Source organism: Pseudomonas sp. 44 R 15, from assembly GCF_900004965.1.
Classification (GTDB): Bacteria; Pseudomonadota; Gammaproteobacteria; order Pseudomonadales; family Pseudomonadaceae; genus Aquipseudomonas; species Aquipseudomonas orientalis_A.
This window is the reverse complement of record NZ_CVTU01000115.1, coordinates 1-24,739: the sequence shown is the minus strand read 5'-3', so window position 1 is coordinate 24,739 and position 24,739 is coordinate 1. Positions and strand designations below refer to the sequence as shown.

Here is a 24,739-nt window from a genome sequence, read left to right as displayed (position 1 = left end):
TTTTGCGCTTTTCAAAAGTGAGCCGCTGTAAAAGCGGAACCCATAGCAGCCGTGACCGCAGAAACGGATATGTACTCGGTCCAATCCAACATCCCGGCCAGCCCAGAGGCCGCCATCGAGGGCAAGTCGAATCGTCGCACCGCCCCTCCCACATTGGTTTTATGGTGTTGTTGAGAATTGCGTTACAGGCCGCCGGTGGCGTTGAAGCCTACGCCCAGCACAGTCAACAACGACAGTGGCAACAGCAGCGTATCGAGCAACGCACTGGCGGGCAGGTCGATATGGGGATAGGTGGGGGCCTCGGCGCCAAACCTGTCCCTGGCACAGCAGCCGCCGTTGATCGCGTACATATCCAGCCGGGTCCCGGCATACACCACTGGCGCGCCCGGTTGCGCCGCATCCAGCGTACGCGCGGTGGCGCAGCCGGTCAGCTGCAGCACCAGCACAACCCACAGCGCCTTATTCATCGCCACTCAAGTGATGCTCGCCCCAACGCGGCAGCATGTCCTGGGGGATATTGAGCAGGTTGAGAATACGCGCCACCACAAAGTCCACCAGGTCATCGATGGTTTGCGGCTGATGATAGAAACCCGGCGATGCGGGCAAAATGGTCACCCCCATGTTCGACAACTTGAGCATGTGCTCCAGGTGAATGCTGGAATAAGGCGCCTCGCGTGGCACCAGGATCAACTGGCGCCGCTCCTTCAAGGTGACGTCCGCCGCGCGCTCGATCAAGTTGTTGCACGCGCCGGTGGCAATCGCCGACAGGGTGCCGGTGGAGCATGGCACCACCACCATCGCCGCCGGCGCACCGGAGCCGGAAGCGACCGGCGACATCCAGTCCTCTTTGCCGTACACCTTGATCTGCCCCGCCGCCGCGCCGGTGTATTCGGTGAGGAAGGCTTGCATCATCTGCACCTTGGCCGGCAGCTCCACGTCGGTCTCGGTCGCCAGCACCAACTGCGCCGCCTTGGAGATCAGAAAGTGCACCTCACGGTCTTCACGCACCAGGCAATCGAGCAGGCGCAGGCCATACGGCGCACCGGACGCGCCGGTCATCGCCAGGGTGACACGTTCCGGGCCGCTCATTGGAGCGCCTCAGCCAGCTTGCCGTGCAAGCCGCCGAAGCCGCCATTGCTCATGATCACCACGTGGGTGCCCGGCCTGGCCACGTGTTTGACGTGCTCGATGATGCCCTCCAGCGAGTCGCATACCTTCGAAGGCACGGTGCACAGTGCGGCGATAGCCGGCAGGTCCCAGCCGAGGTTGGCGGGCGCGTACCACACCACTTGGTCGGCATCATTCACGCTTTCAGGCAGGCCATCGCGGTGCGCCCCCAGCTTCATGGAATTGGAGCGCGGCTCGACGATGGCAATGATTTGCGCATCACCGACGCGTTTGCGCAGGCCATCCAGGGTGGTGGCAATTGCCGTGGGGTGGTGGGCAAAGTCGTCGTAGATGGTAATCCCGTTCACGTCGGCGACCTTTTCCATGCGCCGCTTCACGCTTTTGAATGCGCTCAATGCGGCGATACCTACGGCCGGCGTCACGCCCACATGCCGCGCCGCCGCCAGGGTCACCAGGGCATTGGCGACGTTATGCTGACCGGTCATGCCCCAATCGACCACGCCTTGGCCCACGCCTTCGAACAGCACTTCAAACCGCGAACCGTCGTCACTGAGCAACTTGACCTGCCATTGCCCGCCGACGCCAGTGGTTTGCACCGGGGTCCAGCAGCCCATGTCGATCACACGCTGCAACGCCGGCTCGGTGGTCGGATGGATCACCAGGCCTTCGCTGGGAATGGTGCGCACCAGATGATGGAATTGCCGCTCAATGGCCGGCAGATCGGGGAAGATGTCGGCGTGATCGAACTCCAGGTTGTTCAGGATCGCCGTGCGCGGACGGTAGTGGACGAACTTGGAGCGCTTGTCGAAAAAGGCGCTGTCGTATTCATCGGCCTCAATCACGAAAAACGGCGTGTCGCCCAGGCGCGCCGACACCGAGAAATTCTGCGGAACGCCGCCGATCAGAAAGCCCGGGCTCATGCCCGCGTGCTCCAGCACCCAGGCCAGCATGCTGCTGGTGGTGGTCTTGCCGTGGGTGCCGGCGACGGCCAATACCCAGCGGCCCTGCAGCACGTGATCGGCCAGCCACTGGGGGCCTGAAACGTAAGGCAAGCCTTTATTCAGCACGTATTCGACCGCCGGGTTGCCGCGCGACATGGCATTGCCAATCACCACCAGATCCGGCACCGGGTCGAACTGCGAAGGGTCGTAACCCTGGGTCAGTTCAATCCCCTGCGCCTGCAATTGCGTGCTCATCGGTGGATAAACATTGGCATCGGAGCCAGTGACGTGATGGCCCAGCTCTTTGGCCAGAACCGCCATCGAACCCATGAACGTGCCGCAGATACCCAGAATATGAATGTGCATAGTTGACCTCGTAAACATCGAGGCAGGTTAGCGTAGGGTGGGAAAGTTCGCACGCTTTAGCTGAGGGCGAAACACCCGTCGCGGCGATACGACGGGCGCGCAGGCTGGGTTGGCGTGGCGCCGGCCACCAGGGCTATTGGATGGTCAGCAACCGCTGCAAACCGTTCCCTATCGGCGAAACTGGCGTATTGGACTTAGGCGCGGGTGTGATGCTCATGGTCCCCAGCAAGGCAGAAAGCGCGGCCATGCGGCTCTCCAAATCGATCACACGCGCCTTGATGTCATCTTTTTCAGGCCCCGTGGACGCCGGTTGAAAATCAATTTTCCGGGCCTTGGCCTCTTTGCCCAGCTCCCTCTCGACATAGCCAATCATGGCCTCAAGCGAGTCGAGGCGCTCGTCCCTGGTTTGCATCACCCATTGCAGGTTCGGCCCGACAAGCCGCTCTCCACGCAGTTTCGACAAGGTGTTGACCAACAGAAAAGTTGCGTTCTGCGCGTACTCGACGAGCCGTCCTTCTTCGATGCTTTCCGGTGTCACGGGTGCAGGCGCCGGATTGATCAGTGGCTTGAGCGCTTCGTTGACACTCCCGACAACGATCATGCCGATCGACGTCACAGGTACGCTGATCGCCGTCGTGATCGCTGCGGTCTTGAGCAGGGTCGTGTTGGTCGGCGGCAGCGCGGTCTCTTTGGCCTTGACCGCCGTCTTGGCATTCTCTTCAAGGGTTCGCGCAGAAAAAGGCTCGACATCCTGCCCATTGACACGGCCCGGACTGGGCTGGCCGAACAGCTGGTCGCGGATGTGCGCATCCCTGGAGGCTTGCCAGGCTTTTCGCTGTTTTTCGACATATGCGGCCATTTCGGGCGTTTGCCCGGCGCCTGAGGCGGCGTCTCCCGCCTGCCGGGTGCCACTGGCGTGCCCTGGGCCGTCGAACCCGTTCACTTTGGCGTCCACAAAGCCTTGATCGAACTTTTGGTAGCCTGTTTCCACGCCACTGCGTGTAGTGCCTGCGAGGTTGGGCGCGTCAACCCGTGTCGGGCTCGGCATACTCTCTCTGGAAGCGCCCCTCAGAAGGCCGCCAATGACCTCACCTACTTTTGAACATTTTATCGTTCGATACGATTTTTTATGATTGATACGCCCTTTGAATACAATCGAAGTGCGGACAGGAAGTAACGCCGTTGTTATTGTTGTTGAACGTTTCATCGTCATTCACCTTAGTCGGGATAGATACAAAGCATTCGCGCTCCCTGTCGAATGAATATTAAACAATGGAAAATCGTGGCTATCTGAACACGTCCGTGTATCAGCGTTGCAATGAACTCACCGCACCAAATTGTGCCAACTGAACACCGAACGGCGTTTTAGTGACAACGTTATAGGCATACCAGGCGCCTTTCTTGAAGACGGCCACGGCAGGTCGCCATACATTGTCCTCAGCTGCGTGAAAAAACCCTTTTACAATATCGCCCTCCTTATAGATTTTAGTAACATCATAACTTCCGTAATGGCCTCTCAAACGTGACAACACATCGTGACCCTTTTCAATCAGGTACTTCGTATCCTTATAACCGGCGCGTGCGCCTTTATTTAAGTTCTTCGCAATATCGACTGAGTCGGTATAACCTACGGACGCCCCCACACCCGCCACGACAGCGCTTTTAATTGTATTCAGAACACCTCTGCCCGCCTTGGCGGCTTTGCGCGCGGCATTCGCACCGGGAATGACAAAGCCGAGAATGTCGAAGCCGAGATTGAATATCGCCCCGCCTACATCACCTTTGATAGCGTCCTGAATACCGTCATAAAAAGGCACGAGGCTCAGAAAAAAACCCTTCAGTTCTTCGTCGTAAGCACGCCCTTTTTCAATCTCGGTGACGCCCGCCGCCGCCTTCTGCAGGCCGCCGTAGTCCTTGGTGAAATAACCACCCGCCAGGTGCGCGAGTGCAGCCGATTTATCAGAAAAGTAGTCACCCTGGTTGTTCCCATCCGGTGCAGGATCGCGCGTTTTATCCGTTAGCCCATATTGCTTGTAGGTATGCGGCAAACCCGGAATATAACCTTCGTTCCCCCCTCCAAAATAGGAGCGATCATCCAGGTCGATCCGCCCGCCCGGAAAGCCGTCTTCCTTGACGATCTTGCCTTCGGCGGGAAAGTAACTGTAGGCGCTGACAGTGCCGTCAGGCTCCACCACTTTCATCAGCAACCCGTGCCTGCCCTTGAGCGCTTCAAGTTCCTGCGCCGTGGGCGTTGGAGGCAGGCATTCCCTGGGGGTGAACAACCCGGAGGTACAAGGCCCGCTCTTGGTATAGGCGCGGGACACCTCAAAAAAACTGACGTCCGATTGGCTGATACGCACCCTGTCCGCCATGGGCAGCAGTGACAGCTGATATTTGAACTGGATAGCCCAGGCACTTTCCTGAACCTTGCGATACTCCTGAAATTTCGCTTTAAACACTTTATTGATGCCAGGGGTCAATTCAGACAGACGCGACTTCAAACGCTCATAGGGAAAACGCTGCTCATCCTTGGATATCCAATAGTCCGGTTGAATGGGCCCCGTCATATAAATATCCAACAACGATATCGGCTTATGCTTCACGGAGGCCTGCTGCATCACCTCGAGCGTCGGGTCCACGTCCGGAAATACCCGTTTCAACTCTGCCAGCGCCAATTCCCGTCGTGTCGTCGGCGGCGTTTTCATGGCATTACTCGCCCAACGAAGTTCTTTTTGCTGCTTGTTGAGTGCCTGTTGCGCCTGCTCGGCCTGCGCATCCGAATAAGTGTGCGTCGGGCTGGTGTCGATAACACGGTTGGCAATGCCCCAGGCAATGATCGAATCGCGTACGGCGAACTTCAGTTGATCCTCATCCTCGGTGGACACCGGCGGCGTATTACCGAAAGCCATCACCTGGCTGAAGGTCATGTTTGCGGTCGCGCCAGGCACTTGCTGCTCTATGCGCGCCACCTCTATACAAAAATTCGCCCAGGTGTGGGAGCCGTAGACCAAATTGGGCGGGATGTCTTTCACCACAAACTCAGGGGCTGCCGCCGATAATAAAACCCGTGCGGCGACAGCGGCGGCCTCGTTGCCGACCCGGCCGGCGAGGTGCGCCGTAAAGCGCTTGACGATCTCTGCCGAAGACGCGCCCGCGTTATCAACGCTATACAGGTTGTAGCCCGCCAGGTTGAACCGCGACTTGCCCAAGCCAGGATCGAGTTCCTGGACCAGGGCCACGCCAAGACTTTCAATCGCGCTCGTGGGGGTGTCGACAACCTTGAGCACCTCCCGAATCAACTTGCCCAGCCGCAGGGCCTCGGGTGTGCGCAGGAGCTGGTCGAGGGCGATTGACGGATAATCAGCCATGGCCTTTCTGAGGTTGGCTGGAAGATGACTGACCAGGCGACTCAAGAGGCTGTCCGTTCCAGGCACGTTCGCCGTACCTGGCGCGATCTGCGCCTTTACAAGCTTTCCCATCTTGCGCAGCGAAGTAGACGACAGCCCCTGCCCGATGTGCCTTACGCCACCTGAGTCCACGCCCGGCGCCCTGTGTGCCAGGTCAAAGGACAGTGCCGAGGCCAATGCATGAGCCTGGGCACTGTTCGCGGGCATTTTGTAGCCTTCCAGCTTGAGCATCCGGGCAAGGCTCAACGTTTTGCTCGGCTCTCGATCAAACAATGCAGAGCGAGGATCGATGGGCACGTTGCTCTGCTCCAGGTCGACACGCCCCTCAGCGTCATCGATTAAAGCGTTCAATGCGCTCATCAGCCTGTGCCGATTGGCCTCATCGCCCAGCGCCTGCCGATGCGCCGCCAGCGCCGCGTCGGAGTGGGTCGACAGGTGACGCTCATCCAGATTGAAGCCGGGATTATCCGTGAACTGTTTGCGGCGAACGCTGGCTTGGCCGCCGTCAAAAAGATCAGGCTCCTTGTAGAATTGCGCGACCAGCGGCATCGACACGCCGCCCTGACCGCTCCCTGGGTATCGCACCGCTTGACCGTGTTCGGGGGCGAATACCCTGCCCAGGGCCAGGAGCGTGCGGGAAACATCAGACCAGCCTGAATCGTCTGACAGATAAAAGGTTTTGGGCCGACCGTCTACATAACCTTTTATTTCCCCGCGCGCAGGGATCAGCGTCAGAGCATGCATATCCAGCCCCTGCTTGTTAGCCCAGGCTGAAAACCCTTCGCTTTTGAATGCACTCTCCAGTTGGGCATACCAGCGCGCCACCGTCGAGTGCGGCGGGACCTGCACATCGGGGGGCCGAACTGACGTTCTATAACGACCGTCGAGCAATAATGAGGCGAATGAACTGGCGACCTCGGCATCGGCCTCGGCGCGACTTGTTGAGGGCGTTTCACTTGTTTCAGTCGCAGGGTGGCCTTTATCAATCGCGGCGCCGCCCCTATGATTTGTATGGCCTTCGCCTCGTTCAGCCAGTGAACTGAAGGACGCTGTTATTGGGTACGTATACGTCGTTGGAATACTCATAATCCACCCTGAATACAGTGTTCAAGTTTCTAAACAACCGAAGCTTCAATGTACTCAATGAGTGGGACAAACATGCAAAATACGCGACATTTAAAATCGACATAATATTGCTGAACCCAACAACTTACACACCCCCATTTACTTATTAACCAGGGCGCCTGTAAAACTTCAAAACCACTGTAGGCTAAACTACCGAAGCTCGTGAAATTTCATACTTGCGCAACTTGCGGTACAACGTGTTACGGCTGACGCCCAAGTGCGTTGCCGCATGGCTCATATGCCAGTGCTGTTGCTCCAGCGCGGCCAGCAGGGTTGACCGCTCGGCTTCTTCAAAGGGGGACAGCGAAGAAACACTTGAGGGAGCGTCATGAGTAGGTGCGTGACGGATCATCGGCGGTAAATTTTCCGCAGCGACCTTCCCGTTTTCGCACAGCGCGACCAGCGTGCGCAATACCGTACGCAACTGTCGGACGTTGCCCGGCCAGGCATACGCCAACAACGCGTCGCGCGCAGCCGGCTCCAGGTAGACAGCCTGATCACCGGCTTCCTGTGCCAGCAGCAGGTCCAGCAGCTGTGATTTGTCAGTGCGCTGACGCAACGCCGGTAGCGCAACTTCCAGGCCATTGAGCCGATAATACAAATCCTCGCGGAAGCCGCCGTCCTCTACCCGGGCCAGTAGGTTGCGGTGGGTAGCGCTGATAATCCTGACATTTACGGCTCGGGGTTCGCCACCGATCGGCACCACCAGGCGGTCTTCCAGCACCCTGAGCAGTCGCGTCTGCAAGGCCAGGGGCATGTCGCCGATCTCGTCAAGAAACAGCGTGCCGCCATCGGCCTGCTGCAGCTTGCCTTGCATGCCCTCCTTGCGCGCGCCGGTAAAACTGCCGCCGCGATAGCCGAACAATTCGCTCTCGATCAGGTTTTCCGGGATAGCGGCGCAGTTGAGGGCAACGAAGGGTTTGTCGGCACGCTGGCTGGCCAGATGGACCGCCTTGGCAAAGGCTTCCTTGCCCGAGCCGGTTTCACCATTGACCAGTAACGGTACATCACGTTCGAACACCCGCACAGACTGGCTGAAAGCCAGCCGCAGCGCCGGGTCATCCAGGCAGACGCCGGGCAAGCGCGAACGGCCGGGAACAGTCTGCTTGGCGCTGGGCGTCGGGGCCGGGCGCCCCTGCCCGCGTAACGCCGCGAACAACTGGCGGCCATCGCGGGTACGCAACGGCCAGACGGCCGTGGGGTTGGCGCTGGCGCGCCCCAGCAACTGATCCAGGGAACAGTCGAAAACCGCTTCCACCGGCTGGCCCAACAAACCGCCACGCAACTGCCCCAACAGGTTCAGTGCGCTCTGGTTGAGCGCACAGATGCGCCCTTCGCCATCAAACGCCAACAGCCCTTCACTGAACAACCCGACCGACTCCGCCTGCAGATGAAAGCGCAACAACCAGTGCTGTTCGAAGTGGCGCAAAAAGTAGCAGCTTTCAATCATCTTGGCCGACAGGTTGACCAACGCCATGGTGTGGAACTGACTCTGGCGCGACACGGCTTCGCGGGCCGACGACACATCCAATACCGCCAGCAACTCACCATGGGGGTCGAACACCGGGCTCGCCGAACAGGTCAGCCCGGTATGGCGACCGCGAAAGTGCTCGTCACGGTGGATGGTCAGGGATTGGCGCTCGACCAGGCAGGTGCCGATGCCATTGGTGCCTTCGCAGGCTTCGCTCCAATCAGCGCCCAGCCACAGCCCGGCGCGCTCGAATATCCTGCGTTCGGAGGGGGCGGTGACGCAGTTGAGGATCACCCCGCGCGCATCGGTGAGCAGCACGGCGTGGCCCGCGCCCGAGAGCTGCTGGTGCAGGCTGTTCATTTCGGTGCCGGCGATGTGCAAGACCTGGCGCAGGCGTTCGCGGCTTTCCAGCAAGCGGCCATGCTCAAGCACGGTGGGGGCGACGGTCAGCGCAGGGTCGAGGTGGTAGTCCTCCAGGCAACGCAACCAGGAGCGGGCGATGGACGGGTCGCTGCCCGGTCCGTGAGGCGGCTCTTGCCCACGGGTGACGGTGAGCACCTGCTGGGCATGGCGACTGAAATGATCGTTGTGCATGTTCTTATTATTCTCCCTGCGTGAGAACGCCCAGCATCCCCCAGGCACCCGGCCATTGCAATCCCGCGCCGACCCATCGGTCACTGGCTGTACCGTTTATGGCACACACTGTCACCCGCCTGTATCGATCCGGCGACAGTCATGCCGTGTAAACAAAACCAAACCCTTGATTTAGCTGGCCCGCACCCAGTGGCCCGACCTTTGCTCTACGCTTTATAAAGCGCTTGCCGCGCTGACTCCGATAAACATAAAAGCAGGAGATGCCCACCATGCGTTATGCACACCCCGGTACTGAAGGCGCCATCGTTTCGTTCAAGGCCAAGTACGGCAACTACATCGGTGGCGAATTCGTTGCGCCGGTCGATGGCAATTACTTCACCAACACTTCGCCGGTCAACGGCAAGCCCATCGCAGACTTCCCGCGCTCCACCGCCAAGGACATCGACAAGGCGCTGGACGCCGCCCATGCCGCCGCTGACGCCTGGGGCAAAACCAGCGCCCAGGACCGCTCGCTGGTACTGCTGAAAATCGCCGACCGCATCGAACAGAACCTCGAACTGCTGGCCATCACCGAAACCTGGGACAACGGCAAGGCCGTGCGCGAAACCCTCAACGCCGACATCCCGCTGGCCGCCGACCACTTTCGCTACTTCGCCGGTTGCATTCGCGCCCAGGAAGGCAGCAGCGCCGAAATCAACGAACTCACCGCTGCCTATCACTTCCACGAGCCGCTGGGCGTGGTCGGCCAGATCATCCCGTGGAACTTCCCCTTGCTGATGGCCGCCTGGAAACTCGCCCCGGCCCTGGCCGCCGGTAACTGCGTAGTGCTCAAGCCGGCCGAGCAAACGCCGCTGGGCATCAACGTGCTGATGGAACTGATCGGCGACCTGCTGCCGCCCGGTGTACTCAACGTCGTGCACGGCTTCGGCAAAGAAGCCGGCGAAGCCCTGGCCACCAGCAAGCGCATCGCCAAGATCGCGTTCACCGGCTCAACGCCAGTGGGTTCGCACATCATGCATGCGGCGGCCGAGAACATCATTCCGTCCACGGTTGAGCTGGGCGGCAAGTCGCCGAACATTTTCTTCGCCGACATCATGAAAGCCGAACCGCAATTCATCGAAAAAGCCGCCGAAGGCTTGGTGCTGGCGTTCTTCAACCAGGGCGAAGTGTGCACCTGCCCGTCCCGCGCGCTGGTGGAAGAGTCGATCTACGACGACTTCATGAAAGTGGTCATGAAGAAAGTCGAGTCGATCAAACGGGGCGACCCGCTGGACACCGACACCATGGTCGGCGCCCAGGCGTCCGAGCAGCAGTTCGACAAGATCCTGTCCTACCTGGAAATCGCCAAGGGCGAAGGCGCGCAACTGCTCACCGGCGGCAAGGTGGAGAAGCTCAGCGGTGACCTGGCTACCGGCTATTACATCCAGCCGACCCTGCTCAAGGGCACCAACGAAATGCGCGTGTTCCAGGAAGAAATTTTCGGCCCGGTGGTGAGCATCACCACCTTCAAGGACGAAGCCGAAGCCCTGGCGATTGCCAACGACACCGAGTTCGGCCTGGGCGCCGGCCTGTGGACCCGCGACATCAACCGCGCCTACCGCATGGGCCGCGCGATCAAGGCCGGCCGCGTGTGGACCAACTGCTACCACCTGTACCCGGCCCATGCCGCGTTTGGCGGTTACAAGAAGTCCGGTGTAGGGCGCGAGACGCACAAGATGATGTTGGATCACTACCAGCAGACCAAAAACTTGCTGGTGAGCTACGACATTAATCCGCTGGGTTTCTTCTAACCCACAACACCCTCCCACCTTTGCAATGCAATCAAAGGTGGGAGGGGGCTTGCCCCCGATTGCAGTGGATCAGCCAACACTGAATTGATTGATACACCGCCATCGGGGGCAAGCCCCCTCCCACATTTTGGATCTGCATAAGTATTTGCGATGCGCATTCGGCACACAGAGGCCGAGTTAAAACAATAAGAATGAAAGGTACTCCCCATGCCCAGCGAACCCACAAATTCTTCCGTCGACTTCGAAAAAGTCGACTCCCAATACTTCCAACAACGCGAACTTAAAAAAGGCGCCGCCGGCTGGGTGTTATTGGTTGGCCTCGGTGTCGCCTATGTCATCTCCGGCGACTACGCCGGCTGGAACTTCGGCCTGGCCCAGGGCGGTTGGGGCGGGATGTTCCTCGCCACACTGCTGATGGCCACCATGTACCTGTGCATGTGCTTTTCCCTGGCCGAACTGTCCTCAATGATCCCCACCGCCGGCGGTGGCTACGGCTTTGCCCGCAGCGCGTTCGGCCCCTGGGGCGGGTTCCTGACGGGCACGGCGATCCTGATCGAATATGCCATCGCCCCCGCCGCCATCGCGGTATTTATCGGCGCGTATTGCGAGTCGCTGTTCGGTATTGGCGGCTGGATGATCTATTTGGCGTTCTACATCATCTTTATCGGCATCCACATCTTTGGCGTGGGTGAAGCGTTGAAGTTGATGTTCGTGATTACCGCCATCGCGGCCATCGCGCTGGGTGTGTTCCTGGTAGCGATGGTGCCGCACTTCAACGTCGCCAACCTGCTGGATATCCCGCTGAGCGACGCCAAGGGCGCCAGCAGCTTCCTGCCGTTCGGCTACGTTGGCGTGTGGGCGGCGATCCCCTATGCGATCTGGTTTTTCCTCGCGGTAGAGGGCGTGCCACTGGCTGCGGAAGAAACCAAGAACCCCAAGCGCGACCTGCCACGCGGGCTGATCGGCGCGATTGTGGTGCTGACCAGTTTTGCCCTGTTGATCCTGGTGATCGCGCCCGGCGGTGCGGGCACTTACGCGCTGATCAAATCCGGCAACCCGCTGGTGGAAGCCCTGGCATTGGCCTACGGTGGTTCGACCTGGATGGGCAGCTTCGTCAACCTGGTGGGCCTGGCCGGCTTGATCGCCAGCTTTTTCTCGATCATCTATGCCTATTCGCGGCAGATATTCGCCTTGTCCCGTGCTGGCTACCTGCCGCGCAAGCTGTCCCAGACCAACAAGAGCAAGGCACCGGTACTGGCGTTGGTGATTCCCGGGATTATCGGCTTTGGCCTGTCGCTGACCGGCCAGGGCGATCTGCTGATTCTGGTGGCGGTGTTCGGCGCGACCATTTCCTATGTGTTGATGATGGCCGCCCACATCACCCTGCGCATCCGTCGCCCCAAAATGGATCGCCCGTACCGCACGCCGGGCGGCATCTTCACCTCGGGCGTGGCGCTGGTACTGGCCTGCGTGGCCGTGGTGGCGGGCTTTCTGGTGGATCCACGGGTGGTGATTGGCGCTGCGATCATCTATGGAGTATTAATTGCTTACTTTGCTTTCTACAGCCGGCATCACTTGGTGGCAGGCACGCCGGAAGAAGAGTTTGCGGCGATCCAGGCCGCAGAGGCCGCCTTGCACTGATTGCCGAAAACCTCGACGCGGGCGGCGTTTCCAGGTTCGCCCGCGTCATTCAGGAGACACTGTATGGCAAGCTTTTCCCACGCGGTGGGTGCACACACCTACCGCTTCGACAGCCTCAAGGATGTGATGGCCAAGGCCAGCCCGGCGCGTTCCGGGGATTTCCTCGCCGGTGTTGCCGCACAAAATGACGGCGAACGGGTGGCCGCGCAGATGGCGCTGGCGAATATCCCGCTCAAGCACTTCCTGCAGGAGGCGCTGATTCCTTACGAGAGCGATGAAGTCACCCGATTGATCATCGACACCCACGATAAACAGGCGTTTGCACCGGTCAGCCACCTCACCGTCGGCGGCCTGCGCGACTGGCTGCTCAGCGACGCGGCCGACGAACAGTCCCTGCGTTTATTGGCGCCGGGGCTGACACCGGAAATGGCCGCCGCCGTGTCCAAAATCATGCGCGTGCAGGACCTGGTACTGGTGGCGCAGAAGATCCGCGTGGTCACCCGGTTTCGCGGCACCCTGGGCCTGCGCGGGCGTCTGTCCACGCGCCTGCAGCCCAACCACCCCACCGACGAACCGGCGGGCATCGCCGCCAGCATTCTCGACGGCCTGCTCTACGGCAACGGCGACGCGATGATCGGCATCAACCCGGCCACCGACAGCATCGCCTCGATCTGCGCCATGCTCGAGATGCTCGACGCCATCATCCAGCGCTACGACATTCCCACCCAGGCCTGCGTGCTGACCCACGTCACCACCTCCATCGAGGCGATCAACCGTGGCGTGCCGCTGGACCTGGTGTTCCAGTCGATCGCCGGCACCGAGGCGGCCAACGCCAGCTTCGGCATCAGCCTGAGCCTGCTGCAGGAAGGTTACGACGCCGGCCTGAGCCTCAATCGCGGCACCCTGGGCCAGAACCTGATGTATTTCGAAACCGGCCAGGGCAGCGCCTTGTCGGCCAACGCGCACTTTGGCGTCGACCAGCAAACCTGTGAAACCCGCGCCTACGCGGTGGCGCGGCACTTCAAACCGTTTCTGGTCAACACCGTGGTCGGCTTTATCGGCCCCGAGTACCTGTACAACGGCAAACAGATCATCCGCGCCGGTCTCGAAGACCACTTCTGCGGCAAGTTGCTCGGCGTGCCGATGGGTTGCGACATCTGCTACACCAACCACGCCGAAGCCGACCAGGACGACATGGACACCCTGCTGACCCTGCTCGGCGTGGCCGGGATCAATTTCATCATGGGCATCCCCGGCTCCGACGACATCATGCTCAATTACCAGACCACCTCATTCCACGACGCGCTGTACGCGCGCCAGACACTGGGATTGAAACCGGCGCCGGAGTTCGAACAATGGCTGGCGAAAATGGGCATCTTTACGCAGAAAGGTGGCAAGGTGCACTTTGGTAACAGCCTGCCACCGGCGTTTCGCCACGCTCTGGCGCAATTGGGATGAAGGAGCCGACCGTGCAACCAGAATTGCCTGACAACCCATGGCTGCAACTGCGCCGCCTGACCCCGGCCCGCATTGCCCTGGGCCGCACCGGCACCAGCATTCCGACCAACGCCCAACTGGACTTCCAGTTCGCCCACGCCCAGGCGCGAGACGCGGTGCACCTGCCCTTCGATCATGAAGCGCTGAGCCGCCAATGTGCCGAACGCGGCCGCGACAGCCTGTTGCTGCACAGCGCCGCCACCGACCGGCATACCTACCTGCAACGCCCCGATCTTGGACGCCGCTTGAGTGATGAATCGGCCCAGACCCTGCGCGACTATGCGGCAGCCCATCCGAATGGGATGGACCTGGCGATCGTAGTAGCCGATGGCCTGTCGGCGCTGGCCGTGCATAAACACACCGCGCCCTTTCTGACACGCCTGGAAGAACAGACCCACGCTGAAGGCTGGTCCTTGTCACCGGTGATCCTGGTAGAGCAGGGCCGTGTGGCAGTGGCCGACGAGATCGGGCAACTGCTCGGCGCCAAAATGGTGGTGATCCTGATCGGCGAACGGCCGGGGCTCAGTTCGCCGGACAGCCTGGGGCTGTATTTCACTTACAACCCCAAGGTCGGCCTCACCGACGCCTACCGCAACTGCATCTCCAATGTGCGCCTGGAAGGCCTGAGTTACGGCATGGCGGCCCATCGCCTGCTGTACCTGATGCGCGAGGCCTGCCGCCGGCAATTGTCCGGGGTCAATCTCAAGGACGAGGCGCAGTTGCAGACGATTGAATCAGATGACCCGGACTTGATGAAGGGCAATTTCCTGCTCAGCCCACCCGTAGACTGATCGCCGCACGATTGCGCTTTTTCGTGGCTTTAGGCAGCATCAAGCGACGACCGCGCGCGTGGTCATACCCATTTGGAAGTTGAGGCCTGGCATGCGGATTACTCAAGCGACCCTGGAACACCTGGACCTGCTCACCCCGCTGTTCGTCAAATACCGCGAGTTCTATGGGGCCCTGCCGTTCCCGGACTCGTCGCGGGCCTTCCTGGAAAAGCGCCTGCGCCGCAAGGAATCGGTGATCTACCTGGCACTGGCCGATGATGATGACAAGCGGCTGCTGGGGTTCTGCCAGCTCTATCCAAGCTTCTCTTCGCTGTCGCTCAAACGGGTGTGGATCCTCAACGACATCTATGTGGCAGAGGACGCGCGCCGGCAACTGGTCGCCGATAATCTGATGCGCACAGCGAAGAAAATGGCCAAGGAAACCCACGCGGTGCGGCTGCGGGTATCGACCAGCAGCGATAATGACGTGGCGCAGAAGACCTACGAGTCCATCGGTTTTCGCGAAGACACCGAATTCAAGAACTACGTGCTGCCGATCAGCGAGGACTGACCCTCAAACACCAAAATCCCCTGTGTGAGGGGGCTTGCCCCCGATGGCGGAGTGTCAGTTAACGAATCTATCCCTGCCCCACCGCCATCGGGAGCAAGCCCCCTCCCACATTTTCAAACCGAGCCCCACCGCTTCACAATTTCACGACACTCCCCGCTACAAAAGCCACACGCTTTTCACCATTCAATCCGTATAATGCGCACCTCTCAGGGTTGTAAGAATCTCGACATACACGTGTAGCCTTATTTCCCGTCGTTCCCGCACTGGCCTGCTGAGCCGGGCCATTCACACAGGTGCCATCCATGGATTTCAACCCGCTTGACCTTATCCTGCATCTCGATGTTTACCTCGACATGCTGGTAACCAATTACGGTCCGTGGATCTACGCCATTCTGTTCCTGGTGATTTTTTGCGAGACCGGCTTGGTGGTCATGCCGTTTTTGCCGGGCGATTCGTTGCTGTTCATCGCCGGTGCCGTGGCCGCAGGCGGCGGCATGGACCCGGTATTGCTGGGCGGCCTGCTGATGCTGGCGGCCATCCTCGGCGACAGCACCAACTACGTGATCGGGCGAACGGTGGGCGAACGCTTGTTCAGCAACCCCAACTCGAAAATCTTCCGTCGCGACTACCTGCAAAAAACCCACGACTTCTACGACAAGCACGGCGGCAAAACCGTGACCCTGGCGCGCTTCCTGCCGATCCTGCGCACCTTCGCGCCGTTCGTCGCCGGCATCGCGAAAATGCCCTACCCGCGCTTCTTCGGGTTCAGCGTGCTCGGCACCATTCTCTGGGTCGGTGGCCTGGTGACCCTGGGCTACTTCTTCGGCAACGTGCCGTTCATCAAGAAGAACCTGTCGTTGCTCGTCGTGTTCATCATCCTGCTGTCCCTGGTGCCGATGATCATCGGCGTGGTGCGCAGCCGCTTTGGCCGCACCTCCTCCGAAGCCAAACCACACTGATCGCCCGTGTGGTCCCTCAGCGCCTGGCGTCGCCGGCGCCTGCTGGCCAAGCACCCGATTGCCGATGACACCTGGCAGCGGGTGCGCCACCACCTGACTTTCCTCGACGGCCTCACGGCCGAGCAAGACCAGTGGCTGCGCGAAGCCTGTGTGCTGTTCCTCGCCGAAAAACACCTCACCGCCCTGCCCGGCGTCGAACTGCACCAGGAACAACGCCTGCTGCTTGCCGCCCAGGCACAACTGCCGCTGATGAACCTGGGCGACCTCGACTGGTATCAGGGCTTCCATGAAATCGTGCTGTACCCCGACGACTTTCTCAGCCCGCAGCGCCATCGCGATGCCAGCGGCGTGGAGCACGAGTGGGACGGCGAACACAGCGGCGAAGCCTGGCAGCAGGGCCCGGTGATACTGGCCTGGCCCGGGGTACTGGCCAGCGGCCAATGGGAAGGCTACAACCTGGTCATCCACGAGCTGGCGCACAAACTGGACATGCTCAACGGCGACGCCAACGGCCTGCCACCGCTGCACAACGACATGCGCGTGCAGGACTGGGCCAGCGTGATGCAGAGCGCCTTTGACGACCTCAATCGCCAACTGGACGCCAACCCCGACGCTGAAATCGAGATCGACCCCTACGCCGCCGAAAACCCGGCGGAATTCTTTGCCGTCACCAGCGAATATTTCTTCAGTGCCCCGGACTTGCTGGTCAATAGTTATCCACAGGTGTACGCCCAACTCAGCCGCTTTTACCGCCAGGATCCCCTGGCCCGCCTGACCCAACTGCAAGCCCGCGACCCGCGCTACCAGCCGCAGGGCGAATGACCGTACGACGCTTGGCGCATGGCATCGGCGTCAGAATATGCCTATAATCGCCGCCACTTTTAGGCCAATCCGGCCATGTCACATGGCCAACTAACGGGGGCAACGCCCAATGAGCTACAGCAAGATTCCGGCTGGCAAAGACCTGCCGAACGACATCTACGTCGCCATCGAAATTCCGGCCAACCACGCGCCGATCAAATACGAAATCGACAAAGACAGCGACTGCCTGTTCGTTGACCGTTTCATGGCCACCCCGATGTTCTACCCGGCCAACTACGGTTTTATCCCCAACACCCTGGCCGACGACGGCGACCCCCTCGACGTGCTGGTCGTGACCCCTTACCCGGTCACCCCAGGCTCGGTCATCCGCGCTCGCCCGGTCGGCATCCTGAACATGACCGACGACGGCGGCGGCGATGCCAAAGTCATCGCCGTGCCACACGACAAGCTGTCCCAGCTGTACGTCGACGTGAAGGAATACACCGACCTGCCGCCCCTGCTGCTGGAACAAATCAAGCACTTCTTCGAGAACTACAAAGACCTCGAAAAAGGCAAATGGGTGAAGATCGACGGTTGGGGCGACGCAGAAGCCGCCCGCGCCGAGATCATGAAGTCGGTGGCCGCCTACAAAGGCTGATACCCGCGCCTCATTGCCACGGCAATCAAAAAGCCCCGATTATTCGGGGCTTTTTTGTGGGAAAAATAAACATCAAGTTCAGCGCTTAAGTTTAGACGTTCAACTAACCAGCAACCCTGAAGAATCAAGCTACAACTAAGCAAAAACCTACACGCGCAAATCAACGCATGGTTTATTTGAATGGTTTTCCCGGCCAGTAAACTCTGTGTTCATGAATACATCAGGTGATCGTTTAAAAGCGCTACTACGGGAAGTTCATCTTTCCGCCTCCGACTTCGCCAAGAACCGCGGCGTCACGCCTCAGCACGTGAACAACTGGTTCAAACGCGGCGTCCCCATGGGCCGACTCAACGAGATCGCAGAACTGCTGTGCGTCTCCAGTCGCTGGCTAAGCGACGGCCGCGGCCCCAAACACCCGCCCGCCAACTACCTGTTGGAAGCCCCCACCGCAAGGATTGCACCCGCCCGCGAAGACATCGGCAAATACCTCACAGGCCCCGCCTGCCGCCCGGAAAACAACGACGTGGAAATCCCCCTCCACCCCACATTCACCTCAACCGAACGCATCCGCGTCACCCAACACACCCTCCAGACCCTCAACGTAAAACCCGACCGAGCCGTGGGCGCCTACATGGTCGACAACAGCATGATCGACATCATCCAGCAAGGCGCCACCCTCGCCATCGACCGAGGCCGCACCCAAATCATCGATGGCGAAATCTACGCCGTCGAACACGACGGCATGCTGCGCATCAAATACCTCTACAACCGCCCAGGCGGAGGCTTGCGCATGCGCAGCCACAACGCCGGCGAACACCCGGACGAATACCTCACCTACGACGAACGCTTCGAGCAGAACTTCCAAATCGTCGGCTGGGTATTCTGGTGGTCCACCCTCAACAACCGCCGCCCACCCGTCCCGCTGGATGACCACCTGCTGGGCTGGGAAGGCGCTGAACCGGAACCGGAGGTGGGCAACTGAGGTGAATGTGGGTATCATGCGCCGCACATTTGGCAGGGAATGGTTTTAAGCTATTACCCTGCCAGGCGATGCGGAGGAGTTCCCGCGGATGCCCCTACTATTCAGCCCGACGCAATGTGGGCTGAGCGATTTGAAGGCTGGTGAGGTTTGTCAAAAACAAGCTGAGGCAGTCACAGAGAAGCCGGCCATAAGCCGGCTTTTTAATGCCCGCCAATCTCGGCTCAATTGTCCAACAGCCGCTGGACAATTGAATGATCAAAAGAGGCCGCTCAGCGACTTGCCGGCCTTGCGCGTCATGGGGCCTGCAAACACGCCACAGCCCGATCGGCCACCATTCTGGCCATCTCCACCAAATGCATCACCGCCCTCTGCGGCGCAGCCACTGGCTCGCCGAGCACCTGCGACGTGGCCAGCGCACAATGCAGCAGCTCAGCCACCTGCACCCAGGCGTCCTCGAAGCTCAGTTCTTCATTGACGGTAAACGGATTGGTCACAGCTGATGACGGTAAATCCGAACAAACGTTATCCATAGCAAAACTCCAATCGATAATTTGGAGCTGCCACTTTCCGCGACTAAACAAAAGGCGGCAGCTGTACGCAGGTTAGTCGACCGGTCGATTGGTAACCCGGCGCACCCGGAGGTGCCCTGCGCACAGCCACCATAAGATGCAGGCGATGGGGTGCCTGACTCATGAATTGCTTATGCGCCAATCGAATCCGGGCGACTAAACCCGGTCACTGAATGTGCAGTGACAATCCGCAGCCTAGTCACCCATTCCCGCTGGCGCAATGCGGTTGGGATTCTCTCGGAAACGTCCTGCAAATGAAAGGGATAGGACCTGCTGGCCATTCAAAGTCAAATCCCCCATCGCTCTTCACATTGATTTTGTGCAACAGACTGCTGCACTAACCATCGTCCTGTTCAAGTTGACAGTAAGACTCATCACAGCCGATTTATCCCTCATCAACCACCCATTAATCTGTGCCCATGTTGAACACAACGCCCAACCAACCTAAACAAAAAAGGATTCAACCATGAGCACTCCAACCTACAACCGCCTCAATAAAGACGACGCCATCGTACTGCTGGTCGACCACCAGACCGGCCTGATCTCCCTGGTGCAGGACTTCTCCCCCAACGAGTTCAAGAACAACGTACTGGCCCTCGCCGACCTGGCCAAGTTCTTCAACCTGCCGACCATCCTCACCACCAGCTTCGAGCAAGGCCCCAACGGCCCGCTGGTGCCGGAGTTGAAGGAGATGTTCCCGGACGCGCCGTATATCGCTCGCCCAGGCCAGATCAATGCGTGGGACAACGAAGACTTCGTCAAGGCGATCAAGGCCACCGGGCGTAAGCAGATCATCATTGCCGGTGTAGTGACGGATGTGTGCGTAGCGTTCCCGACCTTGTCGGCGCTGGCGGAAGGGTTCGAGGTGTTTGTGGTGACGGATGCGTCGGGCACGTTCAATACCACGGTGCAGCAGGCGGCGTGGAGCCGAATGACCCAGGCCGGTGCGCAGTTGATGAACTGGTTTTCGGTGGCGTGTGAGCTGCACCGCGACTGGCGCAACGATATCGAAGGGCTGGGGAATCTGTTGTCCCAGCGTATTCCCAACTATCGCAATTTGATGAATGGGTATGCGGCGTTGACGGCGCAGCAGAAATAAGTAAACCCAGCGTTAAGAAAAGCCTGCTATGAAAGCGGGCTTTTTCACGTCATGCCTACCCTGCCAACAATTGCTCAATCACCACTTCCAGCTTCGCCACGGCTTCCGCCCGTTTTGCAGCAGGTATTTGCCTGACGTTATGCAATTTCCATTGCACGGCAGGCAAACGATCTATTCCCGGCAGGTTCAGCGTCGTCCAGTCCGGCTTTCCCTGTTTGATCGAGATCAGGAAGGCGGCATCCTGCTCACTGAATTGTTGGCGGGTCGCGGCTAACAACGCCTCTCTGGTCGCTTCCAACTGGTCAAGTGTGACGGGCTCTCGCGTCATGCCGGCGAATTCAGCCTGAAACGCGCCCGCTAATGGCTTCCAGCGGGGCGCAAGCAATTCAGCCATGGGCCGGCTGTGGCTGATCAGATACACCAGAAAGCCCTCGAAGATTTCACGTGTCAGCCCTTGCTCCCGAAGCATCCACATCACGTCGAAAAGGTCTCTGGGATGTTGCCGATCCAGTGCATCGCAGATTTTGCCGCCATACAGGTCAGGCAGGGACACCACGGCCACCGAAGCGAATCCGAACGCTTCCTCGACCAGCGGCACTACGTCACGCGCCAACGGTGGATGGACGGTGCCGCGCAGTACTGGCGAAACTTCAATCTTGATTTGGGCCTGGGCGTTCCTTACGAGAATCCGAAGCTCATCGTCTCGATTTCCTTGAATGGTGGCAACGGCTCCGGGAAGCCCCCGCCCTATCGCATCTGTAACCCGCTCCAAGGCCTGGCGAGCGTCGACCAATGCCTGCTTACGATCAGCGCTGGGCAGATACGCCAGGTCTATATCCACCGACAATCGAGGCAGGTCACGTACGAACAGGTTAATCGCCGTGCCTCCCTTCAGCGCGAAACATCGTTCTGCCGCCACGTAAGGAATGACCTGCACCAGCAGACGAACCTGAGCGGCATAACGTGGATCAAGTGGCATTGGCAAAACGCTCCGGAACGGTAATAAGGAACTCTTTATCGAGTCGACCGCCCCGGATGATTTGCCGCTTGCCCTTGCCTGGATCAATGCTGGAACGGTCTATTCGCTCGTACCAGGTATGAGCCGCATTGCGCGCCAGCACAAAGAACACACGTTTGACGCGGATGGAGTTGCACGCTTCAAGCAGCTTCTGCAGGCGCCTGGGGCTCAACGTGGTAAGACCGTTCATCACATCGGCCACACCGCTGAACAGCATCTCGTCGGCGCTTTGGTGAATAAGCTCGAGCACCGCACGTTCCGGGGTGGAGATTTTTAGCGCGAATTGGCGGTAAGGTATTTGGAAAACTTGTAACGCCATATCTTCCAGCCCTGTGAAGAGCGCGCCCGGATGGAAGTTCATCTGCGCTTCCCATTCATGCTTGCGAAACCAACCGGGAAGAACGGCGCCTGAGGTGCCAAATAAATCAACGGTTTCTTTTCCAAACGTCAGGTAATGACTGTAACCGGCCAGGCTCAACGCCGTCGCGCCGCCCGGCCAGGTCTGCATCGTTGCACCCTGTTGCAATGCGAAAATACCGCCGTGCCAGTCGATACTGTCGCCGGTGCGTTTCCAGGCACCATGACCCACACGCTCAACCCAGCCTGTTTGCTGATATTTCTGAATGAGGTTGGGGCCGACTCCCTGCTCGTGAAGCCATGCCTGAGTGACGATCGTGCCCGACGGCCAATCTGCGAGAAGACGGTTTATTTTCATGAAAAATATATCCCTATAAGGGTATTTATAGGATGAATATTAAACCATGATGCCGCTTCGGGGATCACTTTCTCCGCCTTTTATTGTCACCTAATAGTAGGCAGTAAGACTCCCTCCACCCCGATTTATCCTCCATCAACCACCCATTAATCTGTGCCCATGTTGAACACAACGCCCAACCAACCCAAATAAAAAAGGATTCAACCATGAACACTCCAATCTACAACCGCCTCAACATTAGCCGCGCAAATCGCCGAGTTGCAGCGGATGTAAGCCGGTTTGAATGCGTTTGAAACCCAGCTGAAATGCGCTCAAGGCACTGTTCGTCAATCAGCAGCGTCGCTATCTGAAGTGATCCGGGGGCACACGTCGACATCGAAAATTACCCGCCTTTTGTAAGCGCAATCTGATTTTTCAAACCGCTCATCCAGCCGCCTTTCGCTGCGGCAGACTCCGACGCCTTGCCTTCTGCCGAGACGTCATGGATGACCCACGCTGCCCACATCACCTCGATCGAATATGAGCTGGATACTTTCCATCGGAGCCTGACGATTTATCGCCAGCAAATGGGTGCCTGGTATTCCCGAGCACTGGATTCGGTGAGCCATGCTGCGGATATGCCGTCGCTGCTGGGGATGGACCGGGTGTTGCAGGCCGGGGATTCGCAGCATTCGGTGAGCCATACCGACGCGGATTTCTCTACCGTGGCTCGTTGCCCGGTGGGTGGCGTGCTTAAGATCCAGAGCAGGTTCGAGTCGCTGTATGACGTACCGATTGGCGACATCCCCGTTGAGGTGACCCGCCTGGATGACGGCAGTTCAGCAGTGATCATGCTCGATGAACACGGCGAGGGTTCGCACTATTGCGCCGCCGGCGGGCGCTATCAAGTTCGGGTTCAAGGCGGTGTTTCAGCGCAGCAAGTGGATGCCTTGTTCGCCTCTTATGCCGGACTGACAGCAGACCTGGAGCAATGGCTGCGCGATCAGTGGATGGACTTCAAGCCGCATTGGCAGCAATCCACGGCCAGTGCAATTGGCAGCGGCATACTGGCGGGCAGTAGGGCGGCGATCGGTGAGGTGTGGGACAGCATAAAGCTGGTGCAGTCGATCCTTGAAGATCCGTTGCAGTACGTAGAGCACTTGGGAGCCCAAGCAGCCAAGTTGGCGCAAATCGCCAGCGATGCACCCAAAATCATGGAACACGCGATGTTGCTGGCCAGTGATGAGGCGGCGCTGTTCCTTCTGGTGCGCACCGCGTTGGTCTGGCTGGATGCATTGCCGCCGGGCCAGATCGCGCAAGTGGCTGCAGGGTTGATCGTGTCGCTGCTGATTGATCTGGTGATTGGCGCGGTACTGACCATCGCCTTACCGGCGGCGGGTGTGGCTTATTTGAGCTTGCGGCTGGGCAAGTATGGCGCTCGGATTGTTGAGGCTGCGGTTGGCTTCATACAGAGCATGCTGGCGATTCTGACCAAGTTTATGCAGGCGGTGGATCGCTATAAAGCGGTGGCGGTTCGAGGGGTGGTCGGTGGGCTGAAGCAGGGCACCCTGCAGATGCGCTGGAAGGCTCGGCAGAACGCGGTGCTGCTGCATAAAGAGCATGTAGATGATGCGCCTACCTCGGCTAAAAATCCGGCTGGGGATACTGCTGCCTCTGCGGACAAGACCGTTACTCACGGTTGCCCGGTGTCGATGGTCACCGGCGAGGAACTGCTGACCCTGACCGACGGAGCGCTGGATGGCATCTTGCCGTTCGAGTGGACGCGCTTGTATCGCACCAGTGCGGTGGACGTGAATTGCGGGTTGGGGTTTGGCTGGAGTCATGCGCTGGCGCACAGGCTTTCTGTGTCGGGCGATTCGGTGGTGTGGACCGACCATGAGAATCGCTCGACCACCCTGCCCTTGCCGACGGCGGCTCGGCCGGCGATTACCAACAGCCTGGCGGAAGCGGCGATCTACTTGGGGTCTGCGCCTGACGAGTTGGTGCTGGCCCAGTCTTCCCGGTTTTATCACTTTTGCGACGGTGTGCTGACGGCGATCAGCGATGCGTATGACAACCGATTGCGCATTGTCCGGGATCGGTTGGGGCGTATTGAGCGACTGGATAACGGTGCGGGCCGTTCGCTTTTTTTGCGGTATGAATTCGACCGCATCGTGGCGGTGGACTACCAGGTGCATCGCGCCAAAGGCCATGAACCCTTCGTTTGGGTGACCGAGCAGAACGTCGTTTCCTACGCCTATGACGACGCCGGACGACTGGTGTCGGCAACCAATGCCGTCGGTGAACGCGAGGTTTATCGGTACGACGAACAGCACATCATTCTTGAGCGGCAATTGGCCGGTGGGGCGAGTTTCTTTTGGGCGTGGGAAAGGTCTGGTAAAGCCGCGCGCTGTGTCCGGCACTGGGCCAGTTTTTCGCAGATGGACACGCGCTATGTATGGAGCGATGACGGCAGCGTCAACGTGCACAACGCCGATGGTAGCCAGGAAGTGTACGTGCATGACGACCGGGCGCGACTGGTACAGCGCATCGATCCCGACGGCGCCCGGCATTTCAAATCCTACGACGACAAGGGCCGACTGACCGTCGAGCAGGACCCGCTGGGCGCGGTGACGGCGTATCAGTACGACGAAGCCG

The 24,739-nt window shown here is 59.5% G+C and carries 20 protein-coding genes; 11 read left to right on the top strand and 9 right to left on the bottom strand.

What is annotated here, in order from left to right:
- Window positions 1-182: 182 nt before the first annotated feature.
- The 6 genes from BFP93_RS23795 to BFP93_RS23770 form a co-directional block, all read right to left on the bottom strand.
- Window positions 183-467, bottom strand: a complete 285-nt coding sequence (locus BFP93_RS23795) for a YceK/YidQ family lipoprotein (protein WP_065886827.1) — start codon at window positions 465-467, stop codon at window positions 183-185.
- Complete coding sequence (ubiX, locus tag BFP93_RS23790; protein ID WP_065895159.1) at window positions 460-1,089, bottom strand: flavin prenyltransferase UbiX; 630 nt, start codon at window positions 1,087-1,089, stop codon at window positions 460-462. Before ubiX ends, BFP93_RS23795 begins: the two co-directional genes overlap by 8 nt.
- The gene (gene mpl / locus BFP93_RS23785; RefSeq protein ID WP_065895158.1) at window positions 1,086-2,435 is read right to left on the bottom strand and encodes a UDP-N-acetylmuramate:L-alanyl-gamma-D-glutamyl-meso-diaminopimelate ligase; all 1,350 of its coding nucleotides are present in this window, start codon (window positions 2,433-2,435) and stop codon (window positions 1,086-1,088) included. Before mpl ends, ubiX begins: the two co-directional genes overlap by 4 nt.
- Before the next feature lie 133 nt (window positions 2,436-2,568).
- Window positions 2,569-3,642, bottom strand: a complete 1,074-nt coding sequence (locus tag BFP93_RS23780; RefSeq protein WP_141688007.1) for a hypothetical protein — start codon at window positions 3,640-3,642, stop codon at window positions 2,569-2,571.
- A gap of 100 nt (window positions 3,643-3,742) precedes the next feature.
- Complete coding sequence (locus BFP93_RS23775) at window positions 3,743-6,928, bottom strand: hypothetical protein (RefSeq protein WP_141688006.1); 3,186 nt, start codon at window positions 6,926-6,928, stop codon at window positions 3,743-3,745.
- Between the two features lie 184 nt (window positions 6,929-7,112).
- Entirely contained in the window at window positions 7,113-9,032 is a 1,920-nt protein-coding gene (locus BFP93_RS23770; protein ID WP_065895155.1) for a sigma-54-dependent Fis family transcriptional regulator, read from the bottom strand.
- 269 nt (window positions 9,033-9,301) lie between these two features.
- Between BFP93_RS23770 and BFP93_RS23765 the strand changes: the two genes are divergently transcribed.
- The 9 genes from BFP93_RS23765 (at window position 9,302) to BFP93_RS23725 (ending at window position 18,701) form a co-directional block, all read left to right on the top strand.
- Window positions 9,302-10,822, top strand: coding sequence for an acetaldehyde dehydrogenase ExaC (locus tag BFP93_RS23765; protein WP_065895154.1), 1,521 nt, complete (start codon window positions 9,302-9,304; stop codon window positions 10,820-10,822).
- A 207-nt stretch (window positions 10,823-11,029) separates the two neighbouring features.
- Window positions 11,030-12,463 carry an ethanolamine permease gene (gene eat / locus BFP93_RS23760; RefSeq protein WP_065895153.1) on the top strand — a complete coding sequence of 478 codons (1,434 nt, stop codon included), beginning with the start codon at window positions 11,030-11,032 and terminating at the stop codon, window positions 12,461-12,463.
- Window positions 12,464-12,526: 63 nt separating this feature from the next.
- Complete coding sequence (locus BFP93_RS23755) at window positions 12,527-13,921, top strand: ethanolamine ammonia-lyase subunit EutB (protein WP_065895152.1); 1,395 nt, start codon at window positions 12,527-12,529, stop codon at window positions 13,919-13,921.
- On the top strand, window positions 13,918-14,751 hold the full coding sequence (eutC, locus tag BFP93_RS23750; RefSeq protein WP_065895151.1) for an ethanolamine ammonia-lyase subunit EutC: 834 nt from the start codon (window positions 13,918-13,920) through the stop codon (window positions 14,749-14,751). The genes BFP93_RS23755 and eutC overlap by 4 nt, the downstream gene beginning before the upstream one ends.
- Window positions 14,752-14,842: 91 nt before the next feature.
- Window positions 14,843-15,301 carry a GNAT family N-acetyltransferase gene (locus BFP93_RS23745; RefSeq protein ID WP_056861944.1) on the top strand — a complete coding sequence of 153 codons (459 nt, stop codon included), beginning with the start codon at window positions 14,843-14,845 and terminating at the stop codon, window positions 15,299-15,301.
- Between the two features lie 302 nt (window positions 15,302-15,603).
- Window positions 15,604-16,260 carry a DedA family protein gene (locus BFP93_RS23740; RefSeq protein WP_065886818.1) on the top strand — a complete coding sequence of 219 codons (657 nt, stop codon included), beginning with the start codon at window positions 15,604-15,606 and terminating at the stop codon, window positions 16,258-16,260.
- Window positions 16,261-16,266: 6 nt separating this feature from the next.
- Entirely contained in the window at window positions 16,267-17,082 is an 816-nt protein-coding gene (locus BFP93_RS23735; RefSeq protein WP_065895150.1) for a M90 family metallopeptidase, read from the top strand.
- Window positions 17,083-17,191: 109 nt separating this feature from the next.
- On the top strand, window positions 17,192-17,719 hold the full coding sequence (ppa, locus tag BFP93_RS23730; RefSeq protein ID WP_049711351.1) for an inorganic diphosphatase: 528 nt from the start codon (window positions 17,192-17,194) through the stop codon (window positions 17,717-17,719).
- Window positions 17,720-17,930: 211 nt separating this feature from the next.
- Window positions 17,931-18,701: a LexA family transcriptional regulator gene (locus tag BFP93_RS23725; RefSeq protein WP_065886816.1), complete on the top strand. Its 771-nt coding sequence runs from the start codon at window positions 17,931-17,933 to the stop codon at window positions 18,699-18,701.
- 293 nt (window positions 18,702-18,994) lie between these two features.
- On the opposite strand, the gene BFP93_RS23720 is transcribed toward BFP93_RS23725, so the two are convergent.
- Window positions 18,995-19,231 (bottom strand): hypothetical protein, encoded by a 237-nt coding sequence (locus tag BFP93_RS23720; protein WP_065895149.1) that lies wholly within the window; start codon window positions 19,229-19,231, stop codon window positions 18,995-18,997.
- Window positions 19,232-19,736: 505 nt separating this feature from the next.
- Here BFP93_RS23720 and ycaC point away from each other — a divergent pair.
- On the top strand, window positions 19,737-20,369 hold the full coding sequence (gene ycaC, locus BFP93_RS23715; RefSeq protein WP_057724871.1) for an isochorismate family cysteine hydrolase YcaC: 633 nt from the start codon (window positions 19,737-19,739) through the stop codon (window positions 20,367-20,369).
- A 55-nt stretch (window positions 20,370-20,424) separates the two neighbouring features.
- On the opposite strand, the gene BFP93_RS23710 is transcribed toward ycaC, so the two are convergent.
- On the bottom strand, window positions 20,425-21,348 hold the full coding sequence (locus BFP93_RS23710; protein WP_065895148.1) for a nucleotidyl transferase AbiEii/AbiGii toxin family protein: 924 nt from the start codon (window positions 21,346-21,348) through the stop codon (window positions 20,425-20,427).
- Window positions 21,338-22,102: a type IV toxin-antitoxin system AbiEi family antitoxin gene (locus BFP93_RS23705; protein ID WP_065895147.1), complete on the bottom strand. Its 765-nt coding sequence runs from the start codon at window positions 22,100-22,102 to the stop codon at window positions 21,338-21,340. The genes BFP93_RS23710 and BFP93_RS23705 overlap by 11 nt, the downstream gene beginning before the upstream one ends.
- A 485-nt stretch (window positions 22,103-22,587) precedes the next feature.
- On the opposite strand from BFP93_RS23705, the gene BFP93_RS23700 reads away from it, so the two are divergent.
- Window positions 22,588-24,739, top strand: a 2,152-nt coding sequence (locus BFP93_RS23700) for a DUF6531 domain-containing protein (RefSeq protein WP_141688005.1), incomplete at its 3' end; no start/stop codon positions are given.